General features: G+C 59.2%; 21 protein-coding genes. 13 read left to right on the forward strand and 8 right to left on the reverse strand.

The window, feature by feature from the left end:
- Nucleotides 1-59: 59 nt before the first annotated feature.
- Genes QKB66_RS06145 through QKB66_RS06155 form a run of 3 tightly spaced genes read left to right on the forward strand, consistent with a single transcriptional unit; the run spans nt 60 to nt 1,508 of the window.
- Complete coding sequence (locus tag QKB66_RS06145; RefSeq protein WP_086892235.1) at nt 60-218, forward strand: DUF4177 domain-containing protein; 159 nt, start codon at nt 60-62, stop codon at nt 216-218.
- Nucleotides 218-676 (forward strand): RidA family protein, encoded by a 459-nt coding sequence (locus QKB66_RS06150; protein WP_061920182.1) that lies wholly within the window; start codon nt 218-220, stop codon nt 674-676. The genes QKB66_RS06145 and QKB66_RS06150 overlap by 1 nt, the downstream gene beginning before the upstream one ends.
- A gap of 19 nt (nt 677-695) precedes the next feature.
- Nucleotides 696-1,508: an MBL fold metallo-hydrolase gene (locus tag QKB66_RS06155; RefSeq protein WP_248093213.1), complete on the forward strand. Its 813-nt coding sequence runs from the start codon at nt 696-698 to the stop codon at nt 1,506-1,508.
- Nucleotides 1,509-1,609: 101 nt separating this feature from the next.
- Here QKB66_RS06155 and glxR read toward each other — a convergent pair whose 3' ends face one another.
- Nucleotides 1,610-2,293 (reverse strand): CRP-like cAMP-activated global transcriptional regulator GlxR, encoded by a 684-nt coding sequence (glxR, locus tag QKB66_RS06160; protein ID WP_061920186.1) that lies wholly within the window; start codon nt 2,291-2,293, stop codon nt 1,610-1,612.
- A 339-nt stretch (nt 2,294-2,632) separates the two neighbouring features.
- On the opposite strand from glxR, the gene nth reads away from it, so the two are divergent.
- From nth to QKB66_RS06180, 4 genes are read left to right on the forward strand one after another with little or no spacing between them, the layout of a single operon-like run.
- Nucleotides 2,633-3,286 (forward strand): endonuclease III, encoded by a 654-nt coding sequence (gene nth, locus QKB66_RS06165; protein ID WP_248093210.1) that lies wholly within the window; start codon nt 2,633-2,635, stop codon nt 3,284-3,286.
- 19 nt (nt 3,287-3,305) lie between these two features.
- Nucleotides 3,306-3,920: a TlpA family protein disulfide reductase gene (locus QKB66_RS06170; protein WP_414252928.1), complete on the forward strand. Its 615-nt coding sequence runs from the start codon at nt 3,306-3,308 to the stop codon at nt 3,918-3,920.
- Complete coding sequence (locus QKB66_RS06175; RefSeq protein WP_248093206.1) at nt 3,917-4,624, forward strand: NUDIX hydrolase; 708 nt, start codon at nt 3,917-3,919, stop codon at nt 4,622-4,624. Before QKB66_RS06170 ends, QKB66_RS06175 begins: the two co-directional genes overlap by 4 nt.
- A 59-nt stretch (nt 4,625-4,683) precedes the next feature.
- Nucleotides 4,684-5,880, forward strand: a complete 1,197-nt coding sequence (locus QKB66_RS06180; protein WP_248093203.1) for a MarP family serine protease — start codon at nt 4,684-4,686, stop codon at nt 5,878-5,880.
- Here QKB66_RS06180 and QKB66_RS06185 read toward each other — a convergent pair.
- The 6 genes from QKB66_RS06185 to QKB66_RS06210 all read right to left on the reverse strand — a co-directional run bounded on the left by QKB66_RS06185 (nt 5,877) and on the right by QKB66_RS06210 (nt 13,206).
- Nucleotides 5,877-7,574 (reverse strand): dipeptide ABC transporter ATP-binding protein, encoded by a 1,698-nt coding sequence (locus QKB66_RS06185; RefSeq protein ID WP_248093191.1) that lies wholly within the window; start codon nt 7,572-7,574, stop codon nt 5,877-5,879. The two genes, QKB66_RS06180 and QKB66_RS06185, sit on opposite strands and share 4 nt — an antisense overlap.
- Nucleotides 7,574-8,533 (reverse strand): ABC transporter permease, encoded by a 960-nt coding sequence (locus QKB66_RS06190; protein WP_061920197.1) that lies wholly within the window; start codon nt 8,531-8,533, stop codon nt 7,574-7,576. The genes QKB66_RS06185 and QKB66_RS06190 overlap by 1 nt, the downstream gene beginning before the upstream one ends.
- The gene (locus QKB66_RS06195; protein WP_248093189.1) at nt 8,526-9,452 is read right to left on the reverse strand and encodes an ABC transporter permease; all 927 of its coding nucleotides are present in this window, start codon (nt 9,450-9,452) and stop codon (nt 8,526-8,528) included. The genes QKB66_RS06190 and QKB66_RS06195 overlap by 8 nt, the downstream gene beginning before the upstream one ends.
- Nucleotides 9,453-9,790: 338 nt before the next feature.
- On the reverse strand, nt 9,791-11,377 hold the full coding sequence (locus tag QKB66_RS06200) for a peptide ABC transporter substrate-binding protein (protein ID WP_414252929.1): 1,587 nt from the start codon (nt 11,375-11,377) through the stop codon (nt 9,791-9,793).
- 237 nt (nt 11,378-11,614) lie between these two features.
- Entirely contained in the window at nt 11,615-12,550 is a 936-nt protein-coding gene (locus QKB66_RS06205) for an alpha/beta fold hydrolase (protein WP_414252930.1), read from the reverse strand.
- A 161-nt stretch (nt 12,551-12,711) separates the two neighbouring features.
- Nucleotides 12,712-13,206: a phage holin family protein gene (locus tag QKB66_RS06210; RefSeq protein ID WP_070497029.1), complete on the reverse strand. Its 495-nt coding sequence runs from the start codon at nt 13,204-13,206 to the stop codon at nt 12,712-12,714.
- A 122-nt stretch (nt 13,207-13,328) separates the two neighbouring features.
- Between QKB66_RS06210 and QKB66_RS06215 the strand changes: the two genes are divergently transcribed.
- The gene (locus QKB66_RS06215) at nt 13,329-14,066 is read left to right on the forward strand and encodes an oxidoreductase (RefSeq protein ID WP_248093182.1); all 738 of its coding nucleotides are present in this window, start codon (nt 13,329-13,331) and stop codon (nt 14,064-14,066) included.
- A 9-nt stretch (nt 14,067-14,075) separates the two neighbouring features.
- Here the strand turns inward: QKB66_RS06215 and QKB66_RS06220 are convergent, their stop codons facing one another.
- Entirely contained in the window at nt 14,076-14,942 is an 867-nt protein-coding gene (locus tag QKB66_RS06220; protein ID WP_248093179.1) for an HAD family hydrolase, read from the reverse strand.
- Nucleotides 14,943-15,346: 404 nt separating this feature from the next.
- Between QKB66_RS06220 and ssd the strand changes: the two genes are divergently transcribed.
- From ssd to QKB66_RS06245, 5 genes are read left to right on the forward strand one after another with little or no spacing between them, the layout of a single operon-like run.
- A complete protein-coding gene (gene ssd, locus QKB66_RS06225; protein ID WP_248093178.1) occupies nt 15,347-16,372 on the forward strand; it encodes a septum site-determining protein Ssd in 1,026 nt (341 codons plus the stop codon).
- Nucleotides 16,369-17,532, forward strand: a complete 1,164-nt coding sequence (locus QKB66_RS06230) for a TadA family conjugal transfer-associated ATPase (protein WP_371440779.1) — start codon at nt 16,369-16,371, stop codon at nt 17,530-17,532. The genes ssd and QKB66_RS06230 overlap by 4 nt, the downstream gene beginning before the upstream one ends.
- Nucleotides 17,529-18,305 (forward strand): type II secretion protein F, encoded by a 777-nt coding sequence (locus QKB66_RS06235; RefSeq protein ID WP_070587217.1) that lies wholly within the window; start codon nt 17,529-17,531, stop codon nt 18,303-18,305. The genes QKB66_RS06230 and QKB66_RS06235 overlap by 4 nt, the downstream gene beginning before the upstream one ends.
- Nucleotides 18,299-18,829: a type II secretion system F family protein gene (locus QKB66_RS06240; RefSeq protein ID WP_070587219.1), complete on the forward strand. Its 531-nt coding sequence runs from the start codon at nt 18,299-18,301 to the stop codon at nt 18,827-18,829. The genes QKB66_RS06235 and QKB66_RS06240 overlap by 7 nt, the downstream gene beginning before the upstream one ends.
- Nucleotides 18,830-18,882: 53 nt before the next feature.
- A complete protein-coding gene (locus tag QKB66_RS06245) occupies nt 18,883-19,074 on the forward strand; it encodes a DUF4244 domain-containing protein (RefSeq protein WP_070587221.1) in 192 nt (63 codons plus the stop codon).

A 19,074-nucleotide genomic window follows, 5' to 3' on the forward strand; every position in this document is an offset into this window, starting at 1 on the left:
CCAAATCGCAGGGTTAGTTAACGCGCCATTTTTGCCCTTAGGCCGGTAGGATATGGTCTATGACTAAATGGGAATACGCTACCGCGCCAGTACTGACTCACGCGACCAAGCAGATCCTCGATTCCTGGGGTGAAGATGGTTGGGAGCTGGTTACCATCACTCCCGGCATGAATCCGGAAAATGTCGTGGCTTACTTCAAGCGTGAGGTGGAGCAGTAATGAGCCATCTCACGCGCCTTGCTGATCTTGGATATTCACTGCCTGAGGTGGCAAAGCCGCTTGCTTCCTACGTGCCTGCAGTTCGCGTAGGAGATCAGGTGTGGACCTCCGGTCAGTTGCCCGTAATTGACGGCAATCTGCCTGCCACCGGCAAGGTCGGCGCAGAGGTATCTGTCGAAGATGCGCAAGAATACGCCCGGGTGGCAGCGCTGAATGCTCTCGCAGCTATCGATTCCGTTGTTGGCTTAGACAACGTCTCGCGCGTGGTCAAGGTTGTAGGTTTCGTGGCTTCGGCACCTGACTTTGTGGAACAGGCTGCTGTTATCAACGGTGCTTCTGACTTCATCGGTGAGCTATTCGGAGAGGCTGGCACTCACGCTCGCTCGGCTGTGGGCGTGGCCGTTTTGCCGAAAAACTCGCCCGTCGAGGTTGAAGTTATCGTAGAAATTTCTAAGTGATCGGATAGGCTTAGTAATCATGGAGCATCCTGCATACAGCCAATTGCGTCCCGTGACTCAATCCGTGGGCGTTGTTCTTTGTGACAACCCAAGCTACACGGCACTTGAGGGAACCAACACGTGGATCATTCGCGCTAACGAAGATTCTAGGGCCATCGTTGTTGATCCGGGCCCAGAAGATGAAGGTCACCTCAACGTCGTCAGCGCTAACGCTGGCGAGGTGGCGCTGATTTTGGTTACCCACCGTCACGATGATCACGCATCGGGTGCGCAGCGTCTTCGCCAGCTTACCGGTGCGCCGATCCGCGCTTTCGACCCGAACTACTGCAACGGAGCAGAGGCGCTTGTCGACGGCGAAATTATCACCGTCGATGGAATCACCCCGCAGCTAGAGGTGGTCCACACCCCAGGGCACACTGCGGATTCCACCTCTTTCTTTGTGTGGTCTGGAGTTGCCAAGGATTCTCAGCTCGAGGGAATCATGACCGGTGACACCATTGCCGGCCGCCACACCGTCTTGCTGTCTGAGACCGACGGTGACCTGGGCGAATACTTGAAGACCTTGGACATGCTGGAAGAGCGCGGCAAGGACATCCCGCTGCTGCCTGGCCACGGCCCAGATTTGGACGATGTTTCCCAGGTTGCGCGCAAGTACATTGAGCGTCGCTACCACCGTCTTGAGCAGATCAAGGAAATCCACGGCCGCTTGGGCGAGGACATTGATCTCAAGACTTTGGTCGATGAGATGTATGACGACGTTGACCCAGTTCTGCGGCATGCAGCTGAGCAGTCCACTCGTACTACTTTGAAGTACTTAGCTGCGCGCAAGTAGGCGGGGCAAATAAACTGCCTGAACAAAACCGCTAAAACTAAAAATAATCTCCCGGCCTCCTGAAGAAGGAAGCTGGGAGATTATTTTTAGTTTTAAGGCTTTTAGCGAGCGCGCTTTGCTAGGTGCTCGGTATCCACAATGAGGACGGACTTGCCTTCGAGGCGAATCCAACCGCGGTGCGCGAAGGTGGCTAGAGCCTTGTTGACGGTCTCGCGGGAAGCGCCGACCAGCTGGGCGATCTCTTCCTGGGTGAGGTCGTGGTTGACGCGCAGTGCGCCACCTTCCTGCACGCCGAAGCGGTTAGCCAGCTGCAGCAGGGTCTTAGCAACGCGGCCCGGAACGTCGGTGAAGATGAGGTCCGCGAGGTTCGCGTTAGTGCGGCGCAGGCGGCGAGCCAGAACGCGCAGCAACTGCTGGGCGATGGCAGGGTGATCAGCGACCCACTGCTTGAGCATCTCGGAGTTCATGGTGGCTGCCTGCACCTCGGTGACGCAGACTGCGGAGGAGGTGCGTGGGCCTGGATCGAAGATGGAGAGCTCGCCGAACATATCGGAAGGGCCCATGACGGTCAGCAGGTTCTCGCGGCCATCCGGAGCGTGGCGGGCCAGCTTAATCTTGCCCGAGGTGATGATGTAGAGACGGTCACCGGGCTCGCCTTCATCAAAAATGGTGGTTCCGCGCGGGAATCGGACGGTTTCCATCTGCTCAATGAGGTTCTGTACCGCGACGGGATCAACGCCCTGGAAAATACCAGCGCGAGAAAGAATGTCCTGTACGCCTTCCACGATTTACTCCTTGAAGTCAATGGGGGGTAGTGGTGTTGAAATGCCCAGAAATCTTCCAAGCATTTGACGCGTGTGTAACGAAAACCTAGATGTGTTCTAGCGATACAGGCGCGCGCCCCTATGTAACTCATCTCATCCTACAGTGTAATTTGTCACTTTATCTAACCTCGTGAAAAATTGTCACAGCTTAGAGGAGGTCAGGGGCGTATGCGAAGAAATTTCTTAGTTTCCTAAGACCTTCGCCTCAAGCTTTTCCATGAGGATTGCAAACAGCGCGAGGGCGACGGGCACGATGATAACCAGTGAGACCATGCCCGCCATTCTACTAAGGTAGGAAAGATGTCTGAGTCATCGCCCGCGAGCCGTGCATCGCGCATCAATGAGCTGCTAGCAACGGAGTACCCCGACGCCGAATGCGAACTAGATTTTCGCAATCCCCTAGAGCTGCTCGTGGCCACGGTGCTCTCGGCACAATGCACCGATGCCAGGGTCAACCAGGTTACCCCGGAGCTTTTTGAAGAGTATCCCTCTGCCGCGCATTATGCCGCGGCCCGAAGGGCCGACCTAGAGGCTATTTTGCGCCCGCTGGGCTTTCAGCGCGCGAAGGCGGGGCACTTGCTGGGCATCGGCGAGAAAATCATGGCCGATTTCGATGGGCAAGTCCCTACCGGGATTAAGGAGCTGACCTCTTTGCCCGGCGTGGGCCGCAAGACTGCGCTGGTGGTACGCGGCAATGCCTTTGGGCTGCCGGGGATTACTGTAGATACCCACTTCGGAAGGCTCATGCAGCGCATGGCTTTGAGCGAATCCAAGACGCCGCTGCAGATTGAAAAGGACATAGCCCAGCTGCTGCATGAGGAAGAATGGACGATGTTTTCGCATCGCATCATCTTCCATGGCCGCCGTGTTTGCCATGCGCGTTCCCCGCAATGCGGTGCCTGTGTAGTGCGTCATTTGTGTCCTACGGGCGCCGCACCTCCTGATGTCCGGTAGGGGCAGTAAGGTATTGCGCATGAACAGGCCCAACGTTTATGTCATCGGTTCGCTCATCGCAGCAGTGCTTGTTGCCTTGGTGGCCTTTGTCGGAGCACGCAGCCTTTTGGGCACAGGCCAGGATTCCGCAAACAGTGCCTCAAACAGTTCCCAGAATGCGGCCCAAGGCGCGGACCAGAGCGCTACTGCGGGTGTTGGCGCGAACGCGGACGTCGCCAAGCGCCCAGCGTGTCCGGAAGGGCCGGTCGCCGGAGTAGAACTTGAGTGCTTGGGCGCGCAGGCCAAGGGGAAGGCAAAGGATGTACAGGTCATCAACGTCTGGGCCTGGTGGTGCGAGCCTTGTCGTGCTGAGCTGCCGTATGTGCGCCAGATTGCGGATGAGCATCCCGAATGGTCCGTCGTGGGCGTGCATGCGGATAAGAATGCAGCAAATGGCGCGGCCTTTTTGGAAGACCTCGGCGTGAATCTTGCAAGCTACCAGGACTCCGATAATTCCTTCGCTGGCACCCTGGGGCTTCCCGGCGTCATCCCGGTCACCGTCGTGGCCTATAAGGGCGAGGTGAAAAAGCAGTACGTCAAGCCTTTTGAGTCGGCGGAAGAGCTGGAAAAGGCTGTGGAGGAGGCCCTGCGATGAGCACGCGGGAACGCACGGTTTTTCCAGAAAGAGCGCCGGGGTGGCTGCGTCCTGCCTTAGGCGTGGATGCGCGGGCGGTGCAGGAGCGAATCGGCAACCGGGATGCGGATCGCTTTACCCAAACCACACCACCGGTGCGGCGTGAGTCTGCCGTCTTGGTCCTGTTCAAAGGCTCTAGTTTTAAGGATGGGGAAGTGCTGCTCACACACCGTTCGCCCACCATGCGCTCTCATTCAGGCCAAATTGCTTTCCCGGGCGGACGGCGGGACCCAGAAGACGCCACGCTTGTCGACGTTGCACTACGCGAGGCCTGGGAAGAAACCGGGCTGGAGCGCGCGAGTGTGACTGCCCTGGAAGTGTGGGAACAGTTGCATATTCGTGCAACGGGTAACCCTGTAAGCCCGGTCTTGGCCTACTGGCACTCCCCGGGCGAGGTCTGGGCTGCCAGCCCGGAAGAGACCGATGACGTGTTTTGGTATCCATTGCGTGAGCTCGCGGAGCCGAAGAATCGTTTGCTGGTGGGCTTCGGTCCGTGGCATGGCCCGGCCTTTTATGCGAATGACTACCTCGTGTGGGGTTTTACTGCCGGAATTCTGGCAACAATATTGGAGCACGCTGGGTGGGAGCGTACATGGGATAACAATTCCGTGCATGATCTGCACGGCGCACTAAGCCGCTCGCGGAATAATGAGAAGATGTTTTAGCTTCCGCAGGCAACTTACGGCTCTTCTTAGACAATAGATAAAGAAAGATTTTTCCTCCCGTGACCCTGACCCTCGCCCTAGACCTCCTGATTATGGTCGCCGTATTGCTCGCCTTGGCGGCGGGCTGGCGCCAAGGAGCTATCTCTGCCGTGCTTTCCTTCGTGGGCATCGTGGCGGGCGTTGTGTTGGGCACGGTGCTGGCCCCCGTTGCCATGCAGCTTACGGACCAAGCGGCTTTGCGCTTCCTGCTGGCCATCGGCGTGCTTATTCTGCTCGTGGGCGTCGGCCAGCTCATCGGCGCAAGCATCGGCGCGCGCTTGCGCGATAGGATGCGGACCCGGCAAAAGCAGCGCGTGGATTCTTTCATCGGTGCCGGCTTCCAGGCAGTGGCTGCGATCTTTGTGATTTGGTTGGTTTCGCTGCCCTTGGCGTCCAATGTGGGCGGTACCCCAGGCAAGGCCTTGCGCGAATCACGCATTCTGACGGCGCTTAATGGGGTGGCGCCTACGCAGCTGGCTGCGCTGCCGAATGGCGTCGCGGCGATGCTGAATGAATCCGGCCTGCCGCCGCTGGTCTCGCCGTGGCAGACTTCCGGCTCAGCCGTCGAGGTGGCCGCGCCGCCACAGGACGTGAACGATCCTGCACTGGTAGAGCAGCTGCGTCCATCAATTATTCACGTGCTTGGCGACGCAGAGGTTTGCTCCCGCCGCCTGATGGGTTCCGGTTTTGTTGCGGCCGATGATTTCGTGATCACTAACGCCCACGTGGTGGCCGGCACCGAGAAGGTGCACCTCGATACCGTGTTAGGGCTGCGCGAAGCGCAGGTGGTTTATTACAACCCGGACGTCGATATTGCTGTGCTGCACAGCAAGAACCTGGGAATTGCTCCTCTTGAGTGGGCTGAACAGCCGGCAGATACCGGCGATGACGTAATGGTCATGGGCTTCCCGCACTCCGGGCCGTTCGACGCCGGCATGGCGCGAGTGCGCGAGCGCATCACCATTGCTGGGCCGGATATCTATTCCAAGGGCCGCGTCGAGCGTGACGCTTATACGGTGCGCGGCACCATTCGCCAGGGAAATTCAGGTGGCCCGATAGTCAATGACATGGGCCAGGTGTTGGGCGTGGTCTTCGGCGCTTCCGTGGATGATGCGGAGACCGGCTACGCCCTTACCGCCGACGAGGTAAAAAGCCACATCGGCGATATAACGCAGCTGCGGCGCCCGGCAGACACCGGCAGCTGCGTTGCTAGCTAGCTTTTGGTCAGCCCCAAGTTGCTGCCCGTGCCAATCTCCAAGTGCATACCCGGAACCGAGTTGATGAGGTTGCGGGTGTATTCCTCTTGCGGGTTGTTGAAGATGGCCCCGGAGGTGCCAGCCTCCATGACCTTGCCTTTGCGCATAACCACGACATCGTCAGCAGTCTGACGCACCACAGCAAGGTCGTGGGTGATGAACAGGTAGGACAGCTTGAGCTCGGACTGCAGCTGCGCCAAGAGCTTGATGATCTGGTCTTGGACCAGCACGTCGAGTGCGGAGACCGCCTCGTCGAGAACAATGACCTCTGGGTGCAGGGCCAAGGCACGAGCGATGGCGATACGCTGACGCTGACCACCGGAAAGCTCGTTCGGGTAGCGGCGCATCGCAGAACGCGGCATTGCCACCATGTCGAGCAACTCTGCAACGCGGGCCTCGCGCTCTTTGCGGTTACCCACCTTGTGCAGCGCGAGTGGTTCCTCAATGCACTTGTAGATGGAATACATCGGATCCAAGGAACCATATGGGTTCTGGAAGACCACCTGCATCTTGCGGCGCAGTTGGAAAAGCTCCTTCTTGGACAGCTTCGAGGTGTCCTTGCCCTCGAACTCAATGGTGCCGGAGGTCGGGGAGAGCAGGCCCAGCACCATGTTTGCCACGGTGGACTTGCCCGAACCAGACTCGCCCACGAGTGCCATGGTAGTGCCGCGACGGATATCAAAAGAGACGTCGTCGACTGCCTTGAGCAGTTTCTTCTCGCCGCGCTGACCACGGATATCGAATTCCTTGTTCAGGTTGCGCACGGAGATGACGGCTTCATCTTCGATGTTGGCGCTGTGCGAAGTCGCGGCCTTGAGCTCTGTGCTTTCCACGCCTGTCTCTTGGGCAGCGCGGATGCGCGAGGAAGCCAAGGAAGGCGCTGCGGTAACCAGACGCTGGGTATATGGGTGCTCTGGAGCGCGCAGAATCTCGCGCGAAGGGCCAGACTCCACGATGCGGCCGCGGTGCATCACGATGAGGTGCTCGGCGCGTTCTGCCGCCAAGCCCAGGTCGTGGGTAATAAATAGCACGGCGTTGCCCAGCTCTTCAGCGAGGTGACCCAGGTGATCCAGGATGGTCTTCTGCACGGTCACGTCCAGCGCCGAGGTGGGCTCGTCGGCAATCAGCAGCTTTGGGCGCGCAGCCAGGCCGATGCCGATGAGCGCGCGCTGGCGCATGCCGCCAGAAAACTCGTGTGGGTACTGCTTGGCGCGACGCGCGGCGTCGGGAAGCCCTGCTTCCTCCAGGATCTCCACGACGCGCTGTTCGCGCTCGGAGCCCTCCAGCACGTTGTTGGCCTTCAGCGACTCTTCGACCTGGGTGCCGATACGCCAGACTGGGTTCAAGTTGGACATTGGATCCTGCGGAACCAAGCCGATCTTATTTCCGCGAAGGGCCTCGAACTGCTTGTCGTTGTAGTGGGTGATGTCCTCACCCTCGAAGAGGATTTGTCCCTTCGTCACCTTGCCGGTGCCCGGCAGAAGGCCCAGGATGGACATCGCGGTGGTGGACTTACCGGAACCGGACTCGCCCACGATTGCCACGGACTGGCCTGGGTAAATGGTCATGTTGACGCCACGTACTGCCTCGACGGTGCCGGTGGAGGACTCGAAGGAGATGTGGACGTCCTTCATTTCAAGAAGTGGCTTATTCATTAGCGATTCCTTGCCTTCGGGTCGAGGGCGTCGCGGACGACGTCGCCCATCATGATGAAGCTCAGAACGGTCAGGCCCAGAGCGCCTGCCGGGTAGAACAAAACGGCTGGGTTCATGCGCAGGGAGGCCTGTGCATCAGAGATGTCACCGCCCCACGAGACGAACGTGGAGGGCAGGCCGATGCCGAGGAAGGACAGCGTGGCCTCGGCAACGATGTAGGTGCCCAGCGCGACGGTGGCATAAGAGATGATCGGAGCCGCAGCGTTCGGCAGGACGTGGCTAAACAGGATGCGGGCGTTGGAAGCACCGATGGAACGCGCGGATTGGACGAATTCCTCGTTCTTGATGGATACAACGGCACCGCGGGTGATGCGGGCGATGGATACCCAGCCGAACAAGCCAAGTACGAGAACCACCGTGATGATGGTGCGGTGCTCTTTGAACATCTGCATGACAACGATGGCCGCCAGCACCAGCGGAATGGCGAAGAAGATATCGGTGATGCGGGAGAGAACAGCGTCAATCCAACCGCCGAAGAAGCCGGCTATGGCGCCCACTAGGGCACCGATGATGACCACGAGGAGGGTGGTCAAAACACCGACGATCACGGATGCGCGTGCGCCGTAGATAACGCGGGCGTAGATATCGCAGCCCTGGCGGTTAAAGCCGAATGGGTGGCCTGCCTCTGCTGGGTCGAGCGACTTGGAGAGCTCGCACATACGCGGGTCAGTATTGGTGAAAAGACCGGGGAAGAGCGCGAGGAGAATCGCCAAGGTGATCATCACGGCGGCGACCCAGAACAATGGGCGGCGGCGCAGGTAACGCCATGCTTCGCCCCACTGGGAGGAAGGAGCGGATTCATCCTTGACAGCGTCGACGGCGCCGAGGCCGGTCTCGTCGACGTCGGAGATGAAGTGCTCCTGGCCTGGGTACTGGGTGGTCTTGTCGAGTTTAGGCATAGCGGATCCTCGGGTCGAGTACTGCGTAGAGGAGGTCAACCAGCAGGTTGGCGATGATGTAGATGATCACCAGCACGGTGGTGAAGGAGACGATTGTGGTCGGCTCGCCGCGCAGGATGGCTTGGTACATGGTGCCGCCGACGCCGTTGATGCCGAAGATGCCTTCGGTGACGATGGCGCCGGTCATCAGCGCGCCGATGTCGGCGCCGATGAAGGTGGCAACGGGGATAAGCGAGTTGCGCAGCACGTGGCGGCGGGTGACAGCACCGCTGGAAAGACCTTTTGCACGCGCGGTGCGCACGTAGTCAGCGCGCAGGTTCTCGGCCACAGACTGACGTGTCAGGCGGATGACGTATGCCAGGGACAGCGCACCCAGGACGATGGCTGGCATGAGCAGGGCCTCGAAGGAAGCCTTAGCGCCGACGGTTACGGGCAGCAGCTGCCATTTAATGCCGATGAGGTACTGGAAGACGAAGCCAATGACGAAGGAAGGAACGGCGATAACCAAGAGGGACACGACCAAGACGGTGGAGTCAAAGAAACCGCCGCGGCGCATGCCGGCGATGACGCCGAAGAGAATGCCGAAGACCGTCTCGAAGACGATGGCCATGAGAGTCAGCTTCACCGTGACGGGGAAGGCATTAGCCATGACCTGAGTGACCGGGATGCCGGAGAAGGTCGTGCCGAAGTCCAGCATGAAGATGCCCTTGATGTAGAGCAGGTACTGGACAATGAATGGCTTGTCGAGGTTGTATTCCGCCTCGATCCTGGCGCGAGCTGCCTCGGTGAGGCCGCGGTCGCCGCCGAGGGCTTCGACCGGGTCACCGGGCATCAAGAAAACCAGTGCGTAGATGAGCAGGGTGGCTCCGAAGAACACCGGGATCATCTGGAGCACTCGTCGCCCGATATAGCGCAACATAGTGTCGTCCTTTACTAGTTGTGTGCATTCGCTTGCCGACGCCGCGTGGAACCTGGCGGGTCCGTGCGTATTTGCGCTGTGGCAGAGGCTGCTTACGCGTTTATTAAAATCTGTCGCCTGTCTGGCTATAGGAAATCGTAGTTTGTGACCTAGCTCAATGTGTAATATGCAGGCGTTATCGAATAATTGAAGGGGGTAGTGCGCGGGGGCCTTGTCAATAACGGGCCTAGTCCGTAACAGAAACTGTGGGATGTCTAAACCGAGAGGGAGGACGGGCGTGGCAATGCTCCGCCTCGAACACGCTGAGGCGGAGCAAGGTGCCATGAGCGGAAGGCGGGTTACTCCTTGGTGATTTCGTAGTAGACCGGTACGCCCTTCCAGCTGAACTTAGTGTTGCTTACGGCCTTGGAGAAGCCGCCGGTGGCGTTCGGGTACCACAGTGGGATGGCCGGCAGGTCCTCGAACAGGATTGCCTGAGCCTCCTTATACTTGGCATTAGCCTCTTCCTGGGAGCTGGACTTTGCTGCCTCTACCAGGAGCTTGTCGAATTCCTCGTTGGAGTAGTCGCCGTCGTTAGAAGAACCACCGGTCTGGTACAGCGGTGCCAAGAAGTTGCCCATGGATGGGTAGTCTGCCTGCCAGCCGGTGCGGAAGCCGGTCTTGATGGTGCGGTTGGTGACTTCATCACGCAGGGACTTGAAGTCCGGGTAAGGCGCGCCAACGGCCTCGATGCCTAAGGTGTTCTTGATGGAGTTGGAGACTGCGTCAACCCAGCTCTTGTGGCCGCCGTCAGAGTTGTAGGCGATCTCGAAGGAAGGCGAGGACCACTTGTTCATCTTGTCGGCCTTGGCCCACAGCTCCTTGGCCTTTTCTGGGTCATACTTCAAGACCTCATTGCCCTCGATGTCCTCGGAGTAGCCCGGCAGAACAGGGGAAGTGAAGTCCTTGGCTGGGGTGCGGGTGCCCTTGAAGATGGTCTCGGTGATCTCGTCACGGTTGATTGCGTAGGAGATTGCCTGGCGGCGTAGCTTGCCCTCTTCGCCGGAGAAGTGCTCGAGGTTCTCACCGATGGTGAAGGACTGGAAGCCTGCATATGGCTGGTTGGATGCGCGGTCACCCAGGTCGGACTCGTAGACGTCGAAGGCGGCATCTGGGACGGCGTCGAGAAGATCCAGGTTGCCCGAGAGCAGATCGGCGTAGGCGGCGTCGTTAGAAGTGTAGAAGACGAACTTAACGCCGTCGTTAGCAACCTTCTGGCCACCCTTGTATTCCTCGTTCGGAACGACGGTAGCGTCCTGGTTGTGGTTCCACTCGGCGAGCTTGTACGGGCCATTGCCGATCGGGTTCTGGCCAAAGGTCTCCAGGTCATCGAAGGCGGACTCGTGGAGCGGGTAGAACGCGGAGTAGCCCAGCTGTGCTGGGAAGTCTTGCTCAGGGTTGTTGAGCTCGACGGTGAAGGTGTAATCGTCTTCTACCTTCAGGCCCTCGAGCTCCTTTACGCCCTCCTTGAAGCCCTTGATGTTGCTGAAGAAGGAAGCGTTGAGCTGATCGTTTGCCACTGCGTAGTTCCACGCGTCAACGAAGTTCTTTGCGGTAACCGGGGAACCATCAGAGAAGTTGGTCTTCTTGAGCTTGATGGTGAACTTGGTGTTGTCCTTGTTCGGCTCGATGGATTCTGCGATCTCGTTCTGCGCCTTGCCATCTGCGTCGTAGTACACGAGGCCCGAGTAGATGCTGTCAACGATGCGGCCGCCGCCGGTTTCGTTGGTGTTTGCCGGGATCAGCGGGTTCTGGGGTTCGCTGCCCCATGCGGTGATGTAGTTGCCGCCGGAACCGTTCGCGGAGCCGTTATCGCTACCGCATGCCGCGAGGGCCAGAGTTAGGGAGGCTGCAGAAACTACAGCGAACGTCTTTTTGATCGTCATAACGGGGAGAGACCTCCGAATTAGGTCGAGCCTTGAGTGAACATTGATGAACCTTGAAAAAGGTTGGAACTGAAGTTACACTGTGGCTGCGCACACATTCAAGGGTTTGAAAATTATAAGCGTGTGATGAAAACTATAAGTCGGCAGATAGTATTACCTGAACTGGCCTTTTGCGTGAATACATAAAGAAAACGCCACCCCTTTGTGGGGTAGCGCTCGGAAAGCATTAATTGTTACTTATTTCGTATTTTGTTCCCTTAAGGGGGCAAGCCATTGCTGAAGGGTTTCGACGAAAACGCCTGGGGCCTCGATGTGCGGCAGATTCTTAGTCTGCGGAATGGTTATTTCTTGGAAGGTGCCAAGGGTGCGGTTTTTCGCGCGGCGAATAAGCGGGCGCCACAGTTGCTGAGCGGGATGAAGATAAAGAACGGGTGCTTCCACCGCGGAGTCGATCCAGCTTAATGGCGGAACAGCAGTGCGCATGCGGTGGTTCCACAAGATGCCGCGGCGCACATTGCCGATTTGTGAGGCGGTAATGCGCAGCTGCGCAATCTGGTTGCGTGCGTCGTGCGAAAAGCTCGAGTCGGTGTTGAGGGCCAGCTCTTTTTCATAGCTTGAGGAATAAAGGAGAGGGTTGCGGCGGCTGAGTGGTCCGCCCAAGCGGCAAAGGGCGGCGCGCAAAAGGAGCCAGCCGAAGTCCCAGGGACGTGCCGCCATCGCGCGGCGCAGATCGACCGGGTGGGAAGAAGAGATGGAAACTAAGCCAAGCGTGCGTTCTGGGCGCTCGCTAGCTACCGCCCAGGCAATTGCGCCACCGGCATCTGCGCCAACCAAGAAGGCTGCATCGTGGCCCAAGGCTTGGATTACGCCGGTGACATCGCCAACCACTGCGCGTATATCCTGGCCTGCCTCGACTGGCGGTTTATCGGAAAGGCCAAAGCCGCGCATGTCGAGGGAAGCAACGTGAAAGCCTTGTGTGGCCAAAGGGGCGATGGCGTCTTTGAAATCAAACCAGCCGCCGAAAGAGCCGTGCAGAAAAAGTACGAGCGGATCACTTGGAGAACCTGCGGTTGCAACGTGAAGACGGATGCCGCGGGTATGGACGTACTCGTGTTTGAATGGTCCGTCTAGCTCTACCACCGAGGGCGACAAGGGTGCTGGAGTCTGGGCCATGAGATGTGGTTCCTTTCACCAGATAAGGCAGCTTGCAGCAAGAAGGGGTGGGAGAGACGGGGGAGGAGGAGAAAAACAAACTCGCCTATTAAATGCTAAACCCGCCCGAGCAAAAGCAAGCTCGGGCGGACTAAGCGAAGAAAAGTCTCAAGGTAGAAGCTTTAGGTGTACAAACCGCGCTCGACGGACTTGGAAGCCTTGCCTGGAACCAGCTTCTTTAGTTCCTTGGTGGACTCAATGGTCTTCTCAGGTGCCTTGACCTTCTTGATGTTCTTAAAGCCGATGAAGCCAACGACGGCTGCGATCACTAGCATGATGAGGAAGACGATCAGGAATGCGGCCCAACGGTCGAGCCACTTGTCAAGCAGCTCGGCGAGGAAGAAGAAAAAGAAGAAAGAGCTGTAAAGCGCAACGGTTCCGGCAACGCCGAACATGCCAGCGCCGATGCCGCCCTTCTTAGCGGACTGAGCCAGCTCGGTCTTGGCGAGCTCGACCTCGGAGCGGACAAGCTGAGACATCTGCTCGGTAGCGTTGGAGACCAGTTGGCCAACGGAAGCCTCGCCGCGCTTCGAGCTATCGGCGTCGCTAAGCGGGATAGCGTTGACCTTTGGGGCGAACTGGTTCGCACCGTCAGTGAATAGTCCGTCGTTGCTCACGGTTAAATACTCCTAGCGTTTGTCTAAATCTGTATCGGCCATAGTTATTGGCCATAGTAATGAAACCTGACAGCTGCGTGTGTGAGGAATCGCAGTGGCCGCACAGGTCTATCCTAGAGGATATGGCAGAAAAAGACCCGTTGGCCCCGCTCTTTGCTTTACCTGGTGTGGAAAATTCAGCCGCGCGTGCGGTCGAGAAAATTTCTCGCGCGCACCGCCGTCCGGCTGGATTACGGAAATTTGATGTCATTTCTGCGGAATCGGCGATGCGGGGTGCACGTGCTGCGGTCTTTGTAGATGGGCTCAAAATTTCGCCCAATGTTGCGCCCGATCTATCCCCCGATCTAACTGCTGAAGACGCAATGGAAGGGCCGTTGGCCAATTCCATTAGTGCCTATAGTCTCTTGGCCCCGGAGGTTCAGGCAACCACGGTGCGTACCTTTGCCCGTGCCCCGTTGCAGGTGCTTGCGCGTCTCGATGTTGCGGCCGGCGGCACGGGAATGCCAAACAGCGCACAAGCAGCACGCGTACAAGCCCTTTCTCGTCTTGTAAGTGGAGGAAGCGGCGTTGCCTTCGACCGATTGCTGCCCGTCGTGGTGCATGCGGAAATTGCGGCTTATGAGGTATTTGGCCCACGCAGTAACTTGATTGGAATGGTTGCCGCACGCCTGGCGGCCATCCATAGCGGATTCGATCCGCGTGGCTTCGCCGTACCGGAGACCTATTACAACCGCCATAGCGCGCAGTATTGGCAGGCCATAGGAGAATATTCGGCAAATCCCGGGCCCACATTGGAGTTTCTGCTTGCTGCCTGGGCTGCCGGCGGCGTGGAAGCAGATGGAATTGCGCGCTCGGCCTAGAAGCTGGCACTAGGCACTGGACTTTGGAGCACGCAGAAAATCCGGGTGCTGGTTGAGCCAGAGCCCTGCGGCCACAACCGCTGCGATGCCAGCGACGACGGCGGAACCTATGCCTACTTCTTTCGCGCCGGGCATCGTAAAAAGCGGAACTGGATCCTTGAAGGTGCGAATATCCCAGTCATGTTCCAGAGCATGCTTTTTCATGTGGCGATCGGGGTTGACCGCCACTGGGTGGCCAACCAGAGCCAGCATCGGGATATCGGTGGCGGAATCAGAATAGGCAAAAGAGCGATCCAGGTCGATATCTAATTCCGCAGCGAAGTCCGCAATGGCTTGAGCCTTTGCTGCGCCCTTGCAGTAGCGCAGAATCTTTCCGGTGAACTTGCCGTCCACCTCTTCTAGCTCAGTAGCGACTACGCGCTCGATGCCTAGCTCTTCAGCGATGGGGCGCACGAGCGTGGCAGCCGAAGCTGAGATGATGATTACCTCGTGGCCGGCTGCTTGGTGGAAATCGATGAGTTCCCGGGCCTCTGCGTAGATGGCGGGCGTGACCACGTTGTGCATGGTCGCTTTGGCGATGCTGTGTACCTCCGCGACGGACCAACCGGCGATCATTGCGGCTAGTTGATCGCGAGTGGCGTCCATCTGCTGGCTGGAGTGCCCCGCGAACATGTAGCTTGCTTTTGCAATCGACATCTGCAGCGCCTCCGCTGGGGTAATGAGCCCGTTGTGCATGAACTCTTTGCCAAAGGCGAAAGCAGATGAGGTGGCGATGATGGTCTTGTCTAGATCGAAGAATGCAGCCACGCGTGCGCAATCGGCGGCCGGGTTTACGGGGGCCTCGCCGCTGCGGTGGTGGCTGGATGCATCATTCATGTTGTGGCCAATGTTAAAGGTGTTGTGTGGCTGCGGCAAGAGGATCAGTGCAAGCTAACAAATGCAGGAAACAAGCTGGATTGCTGCTGTTGTCAACCTGTCTCTTACATGTCATAATGAGCCTTGCAAGGCCCCGATATACAGTGCGGCCTGCCCCGGCTCACCCCCCCGATGCCGGGTTACCGATGACCCGCGCACACCCCCCCGAGGCGCGGGTCATCATCTATTTGCAGGCGGGATGCCCTAGAAACCACGCGTTCAGGCAAGTACTAACCGCACTATTTCCACAGTTTTTAGCTGATACGTCACCTTGAGTCGCGATAGGTGCTTTAAAACCGGCGAGTTATCCACAGCCGCAAAATTTCCTCTAGTGCTGGGGATATCGCTTCACCAATGCTGGAGGCATGAGTTCATACGACGCCAGCATCGCTATCGCAGTGGGAGATTCCGCGCTGCGAGTGGAAGTAATTGCCGCGGCAGCGGCGACGAGCGCGCAGGTTACTGCGGTTGAGGACCCGCGTGACTTCGCGCGGTACCTGCCGAAAGCCACGGTCATCGTTGCGGATAAGCTCACCGCGGAGTTAGTCGCCAGCCACAGTAGGGCACCAGTGCTTTTCGTAGCAGCAGATCCAGGACCCATTGATTATGAGGCCGCCATGAAGTGCCGCAGCGCCGAGGCCTTTATCATTCCGGCGGAATCGAAGCAGCTTTTGAGCGCTTTGGCAGATCGAGTCCGGCCGCAGCAGACAAGCGGCAATAACTTCGCGTTGGCCATAGTTGGCGCGGCAGGGGGAGTAGGAACTTCGACTTTTGCTTATGCCGTGGCGAGCGTGGCAGGGGCCGGACTGCTTATCGACGCCACCTCTTACTCCGGTGGGCTTGACCTACTGGCAGGAATCGAGGAGGAGCCGGGAGCGCGTTGGCCGGATCTTGCGGCAGGTAGCGGAAGCGTAAACGCAGTGGATCTACATCGCGCGCTGCCGCGAGTAGGCGAACTGGGAATTTTGGCTGCTGCGCGGAGCGGCTATGCAGGCCAGCCGAGTATTAAGCCGGCGCGCCGGGAGGCTATTTTTCAGGCTGCCGCGATGCACCCAGCCGGGGCAGTTTTCGATTGCTCGCCCCTTGAAATCCCACAGGCCTGCGAGCATGTCGTAATCCTAACGGCTGCTGAGGTGCGCCCGACTGCCGCATGCGCCAAGCTCGTGGCGGAGCTGGAAGCCAAACAACAAAAATGCAGTGTAGTGGTGCGCTACAGGCAGTGGTCAGGCCTTTCGAAGGAAGACATCGCCAAAATTGTTCACCGCGATCCGATTGCCGAAATTCCCACGCTCCGGGGTCTTACCAAAGCCTCCGATACGGGTGGTCTACGGCGGCTGCCACGCGGGCTGCGGGTGGCAGCCGAAAACGTTGTCGGCGAGGTCCTGGCATGAGCGGCGGTGCAGGGATGAGCGAGATAAATCTCTTGGATAGGTTGCGCACGATTGTGGCCGCGTCGCCTGAGTTGGTGGCTGACACTACGGCGCTCGCGCGCCGGATTCGCCAGGAGGCAGGCGTTATCAGCGATGCAGACGTGCTGGATCTGCTGCGTCGCCTGCGGCATGATTCCCTGGGCCTGGGAGTCCTCGAGCCGATCCTGGCGCAGCCCGGGCTTAGCGACGTCGTGGTTAACGGCCCGCGCAGTTGCTTTATCGACCGAGGCAATGGGCTAGAACCCACGCCAGTTTCCTTTGTCGATGATGCCGAAGTCCGCCAGCTGGCCACGCGCCTGGCCGCAGTAGCCGGCGTGCGCCTCGATGATGCGCAGCCTTTTGCCGATGGCCGGCTTGCCCGTGGGGATGGCATTGCGCTGCGCCTGCATGCTTTGTTGGCACCGCCTTCGGCTGGCGGGACGTGCATCAGCTTGCGCGTGCTACGCCAAGCACAGACGAGCCTGGAGCAGCTTGTTGCTAGTGGGAGTATCGCGAAAGAGGTGGAGCCGCTGCTGCGGGCCATCGTGGAAAAACATGCTTCCTTCCTCGTCATTGGCGGCACCGGTGCGGGAAAGACCACTTTATTGTCGGCGCTGCTGGGCACGGTGCCTAAGAACGAGCGCATCCTCGTCATCGAAGACACCGCGGAGTTGGCGCCGCTGCATCCGCATGTGGTGACTTTAGTATCCCGGCGCGCTAATGCAGAAGGCCGCGGTGAAATAACGATGGCTAAGTTGCTGCAGCAGTCTTTGCGTATGCGCCCCGACCGCATCGTGGTCGGTGAGATTCGTGGTGCGGAGGTCGTGGACCTGCTCGCCGCATTAAACACTGGCCACGATGGTGGAGCAGGAACGTTGCATGCCAACTCCGTGTGGGAGGTGCCAGCTCGCATGGAGGCACTCGCCGCACTGGGTGGGCTGGACAGGGCGGCGTTGCACTCCCAACTGGCCGCCGCAGTGCATGTGGTCCTGGCGATGGAAAGAGGGCATGAGGGAAGGCGCCTGGCACACATTGGGGTGCTGGAAGGCAATCCAGTACGGCCGCAGCTTATCTGGAGCGCCGACACCGGGCCGGGAGAAGGCTTTAGCGAGTTTGCTGAGCGCTTAGGGGTGGCGCAATGACTTTTATATTTCTGGCTTTAGCTGCGCTTTTAGCGCAACCATCCGCCGCGCGGCGCTTGCATCAAGCGGAAGGGCGCACGCGTGTCCCGACGCTTTTGATTGGGCCAATCGTCTTTTGTGGTGGGCTGTGCTTTTATGCCTTTGGCCGCTTAAGCGTCGCCCTCGCAGTGCTCTGCGTCATTGCCTGCGCGGTGTGGTACCTGCGGGATATCAACTCCGCGCGGAGGTCCCGGCGCGCCCGCAAAGAACTCGCCACGTTCCTGGGCACGGTCTCTGCGGATCTGCGGGCCGGTGCTACGACGGCTGGTGCCCTAAAGCGAGGCGTGGAAGCGCTACCTGCGGATTGCCCCGCCACCGTGCTCGTGCCGCTGCGCACTGCGGCAGGCATGGCCGCCCACGGTGGGGCCATCCACGGTCCGCTCGTTGCGGCCACGGAGCCGGCGGTGGTGCGGCTAGGCCACGTCATTCGGCTCTCTTCTTTGCACGGCGTGGCGCTGGCGGGGCTGGTGGAGCAAGCCCAATCTCAGTTGGATGCGGCCCGCCGGCATGCGCAATCCACGGAGTCTTCTCTACAAGGTCCGCAGGCCACCGCGCTTATCCTGGCATGTCTGCCGCTGGCCGGCATCGCCATGGGAGGCGCGATGGGCGCGGATTCGCTGGGGCTGCTTTTAGGAGGCGGACTTGGAGGCCTTCTTCTCGTCATCGGGGTTGGCCTGGCCTGCGGCGGGTTTGCGTGGTCGCGCTACATCTTAAGGAGCGCGACGGCATGCTGACTTATCTTTGCCTGGCTCTTGCACTGTGCATTCCCACGAGCGCGCCGCTTCGTCGGCTCGTACGGCCCAAGACTCCGCGGGATGGCCCCGGAACACAGCCGGCACCGCTCGATGTGGCCGCCGACCTAGAGCTCTTCGCCGCCTGCGTGGAGGCAGGGCTGTCGGTACGTGAGGCCTTGGCAGGCGTGGCGTCGACAAGCGCGTGCGCTGCCTGGAAGGAAGCGGCGACGCTGCTGGGCGTGGGCGCTCCGCTGGCCGCTGCCATGGACGTGCTGCGCGCACAGCCGCAACTCGAAGATCTCGCTGGATTATTGGAGCTTTCCGGGGAATCGGGTGCGGCGATTGCCGCGGGCTGTCATCGCCTAGTCGAAACCTTGCGGGCGGAAGCCACAGCTCATGCGACCGCACGGGCAGAGCGCGCCGGGGTATTCATCGCGCTGCCGCTGGCAGTGTGCTTCCTCCCAGCCTTCATAGTCCTGGGATTGGTGCCGGTGATATTAAGCCTCGGTTCCCAATTGTTGTAACCATAAACCACACATTTTTCACCTCAATTCACCCACAAGGAAAGGAAGAGAACATGCACAAGATTGCTGCTCAGGTTAATGCCGCTTTAAAGAATGACGACGGTATGTCCACCATCGAATACGCCATGGGTTCGCTGGCCGCTGCGGCCCTTGCGGCTGTGCTCTATGCCGTCATCAACGGCGGCCAAGTGCCAGACGCCATCGAATCCATCATCACTGACGCTTTGTCTAACACTCCGGGTTAA

Source organism: Corynebacterium sp. c25Ua_89 (assembly GCF_047459735.1).
In the GTDB taxonomy this organism is placed as follows: domain Bacteria; phylum Actinomycetota; class Actinomycetes; order Mycobacteriales; family Mycobacteriaceae; genus Corynebacterium; species Corynebacterium simulans.

Excerpts from the sequence above, each read along its gene's own strand:
- QKB66_RS06145 (WP_086892235.1), top strand. The coding sequence starts at position 60 with ATGACTAAATGGGAATACGCTACCGCGCCAGTACTGACTCACGCGACC.
- QKB66_RS06150 (WP_061920182.1), top strand. The coding sequence starts at position 218 with ATGAGCCATCTCACGCGCCTTGCTGATCTTGGATATTCACTGCCTGAG.
- QKB66_RS06155 (WP_248093213.1), top strand. The coding sequence starts at position 696 with ATGGAGCATCCTGCATACAGCCAATTGCGTCCCGTGACTCAATCCGTG.
- nth (WP_248093210.1), top strand. The coding sequence starts at position 2,633 with ATGTCTGAGTCATCGCCCGCGAGCCGTGCATCGCGCATCAATGAGCTG.
- QKB66_RS06170 (WP_414252928.1), top strand. The coding sequence starts at position 3,306 with ATGAACAGGCCCAACGTTTATGTCATCGGTTCGCTCATCGCAGCAGTG.
- QKB66_RS06175 (WP_248093206.1), top strand. The coding sequence starts at position 3,917 with ATGAGCACGCGGGAACGCACGGTTTTTCCAGAAAGAGCGCCGGGGTGG.
- QKB66_RS06185 (WP_248093191.1), bottom strand. The coding sequence starts at position 7,574 with ATGAATAAGCCACTTCTTGAAATGAAGGACGTCCACATCTCCTTCGAG.
- QKB66_RS06190 (WP_061920197.1), bottom strand. The coding sequence starts at position 8,533 with ATGCCTAAACTCGACAAGACCACCCAGTACCCAGGCCAGGAGCACTTC.
- QKB66_RS06195 (WP_248093189.1), bottom strand. The coding sequence starts at position 9,452 with ATGTTGCGCTATATCGGGCGACGAGTGCTCCAGATGATCCCGGTGTTC.
- QKB66_RS06200 (WP_414252929.1), bottom strand. The coding sequence starts at position 11,377 with ATGACGATCAAAAAGACGTTCGCTGTAGTTTCTGCAGCCTCCCTAACT.
- QKB66_RS06205 (WP_414252930.1), bottom strand. The coding sequence starts at position 12,550 with ATGGCCCAGACTCCAGCACCCTTGTCGCCCTCGGTGGTAGAGCTAGAC.
- QKB66_RS06215 (WP_248093182.1), top strand. The coding sequence starts at position 13,329 with ATGGCAGAAAAAGACCCGTTGGCCCCGCTCTTTGCTTTACCTGGTGTG.
- QKB66_RS06220 (WP_248093179.1), bottom strand. The coding sequence starts at position 14,942 with ATGAATGATGCATCCAGCCACCACCGCAGCGGCGAGGCCCCCGTAAAC.
- ssd (WP_248093178.1), top strand. The coding sequence starts at position 15,347 with ATGAGTTCATACGACGCCAGCATCGCTATCGCAGTGGGAGATTCCGCG.
- QKB66_RS06230 (WP_371440779.1), top strand. The coding sequence starts at position 16,369 with ATGAGCGGCGGTGCAGGGATGAGCGAGATAAATCTCTTGGATAGGTTG.
- QKB66_RS06235 (WP_070587217.1), top strand. The coding sequence starts at position 17,529 with ATGACTTTTATATTTCTGGCTTTAGCTGCGCTTTTAGCGCAACCATCC.
- QKB66_RS06240 (WP_070587219.1), top strand. The coding sequence starts at position 18,299 with ATGCTGACTTATCTTTGCCTGGCTCTTGCACTGTGCATTCCCACGAGC.
- QKB66_RS06245 (WP_070587221.1), top strand. The coding sequence starts at position 18,883 with ATGCACAAGATTGCTGCTCAGGTTAATGCCGCTTTAAAGAATGACGAC.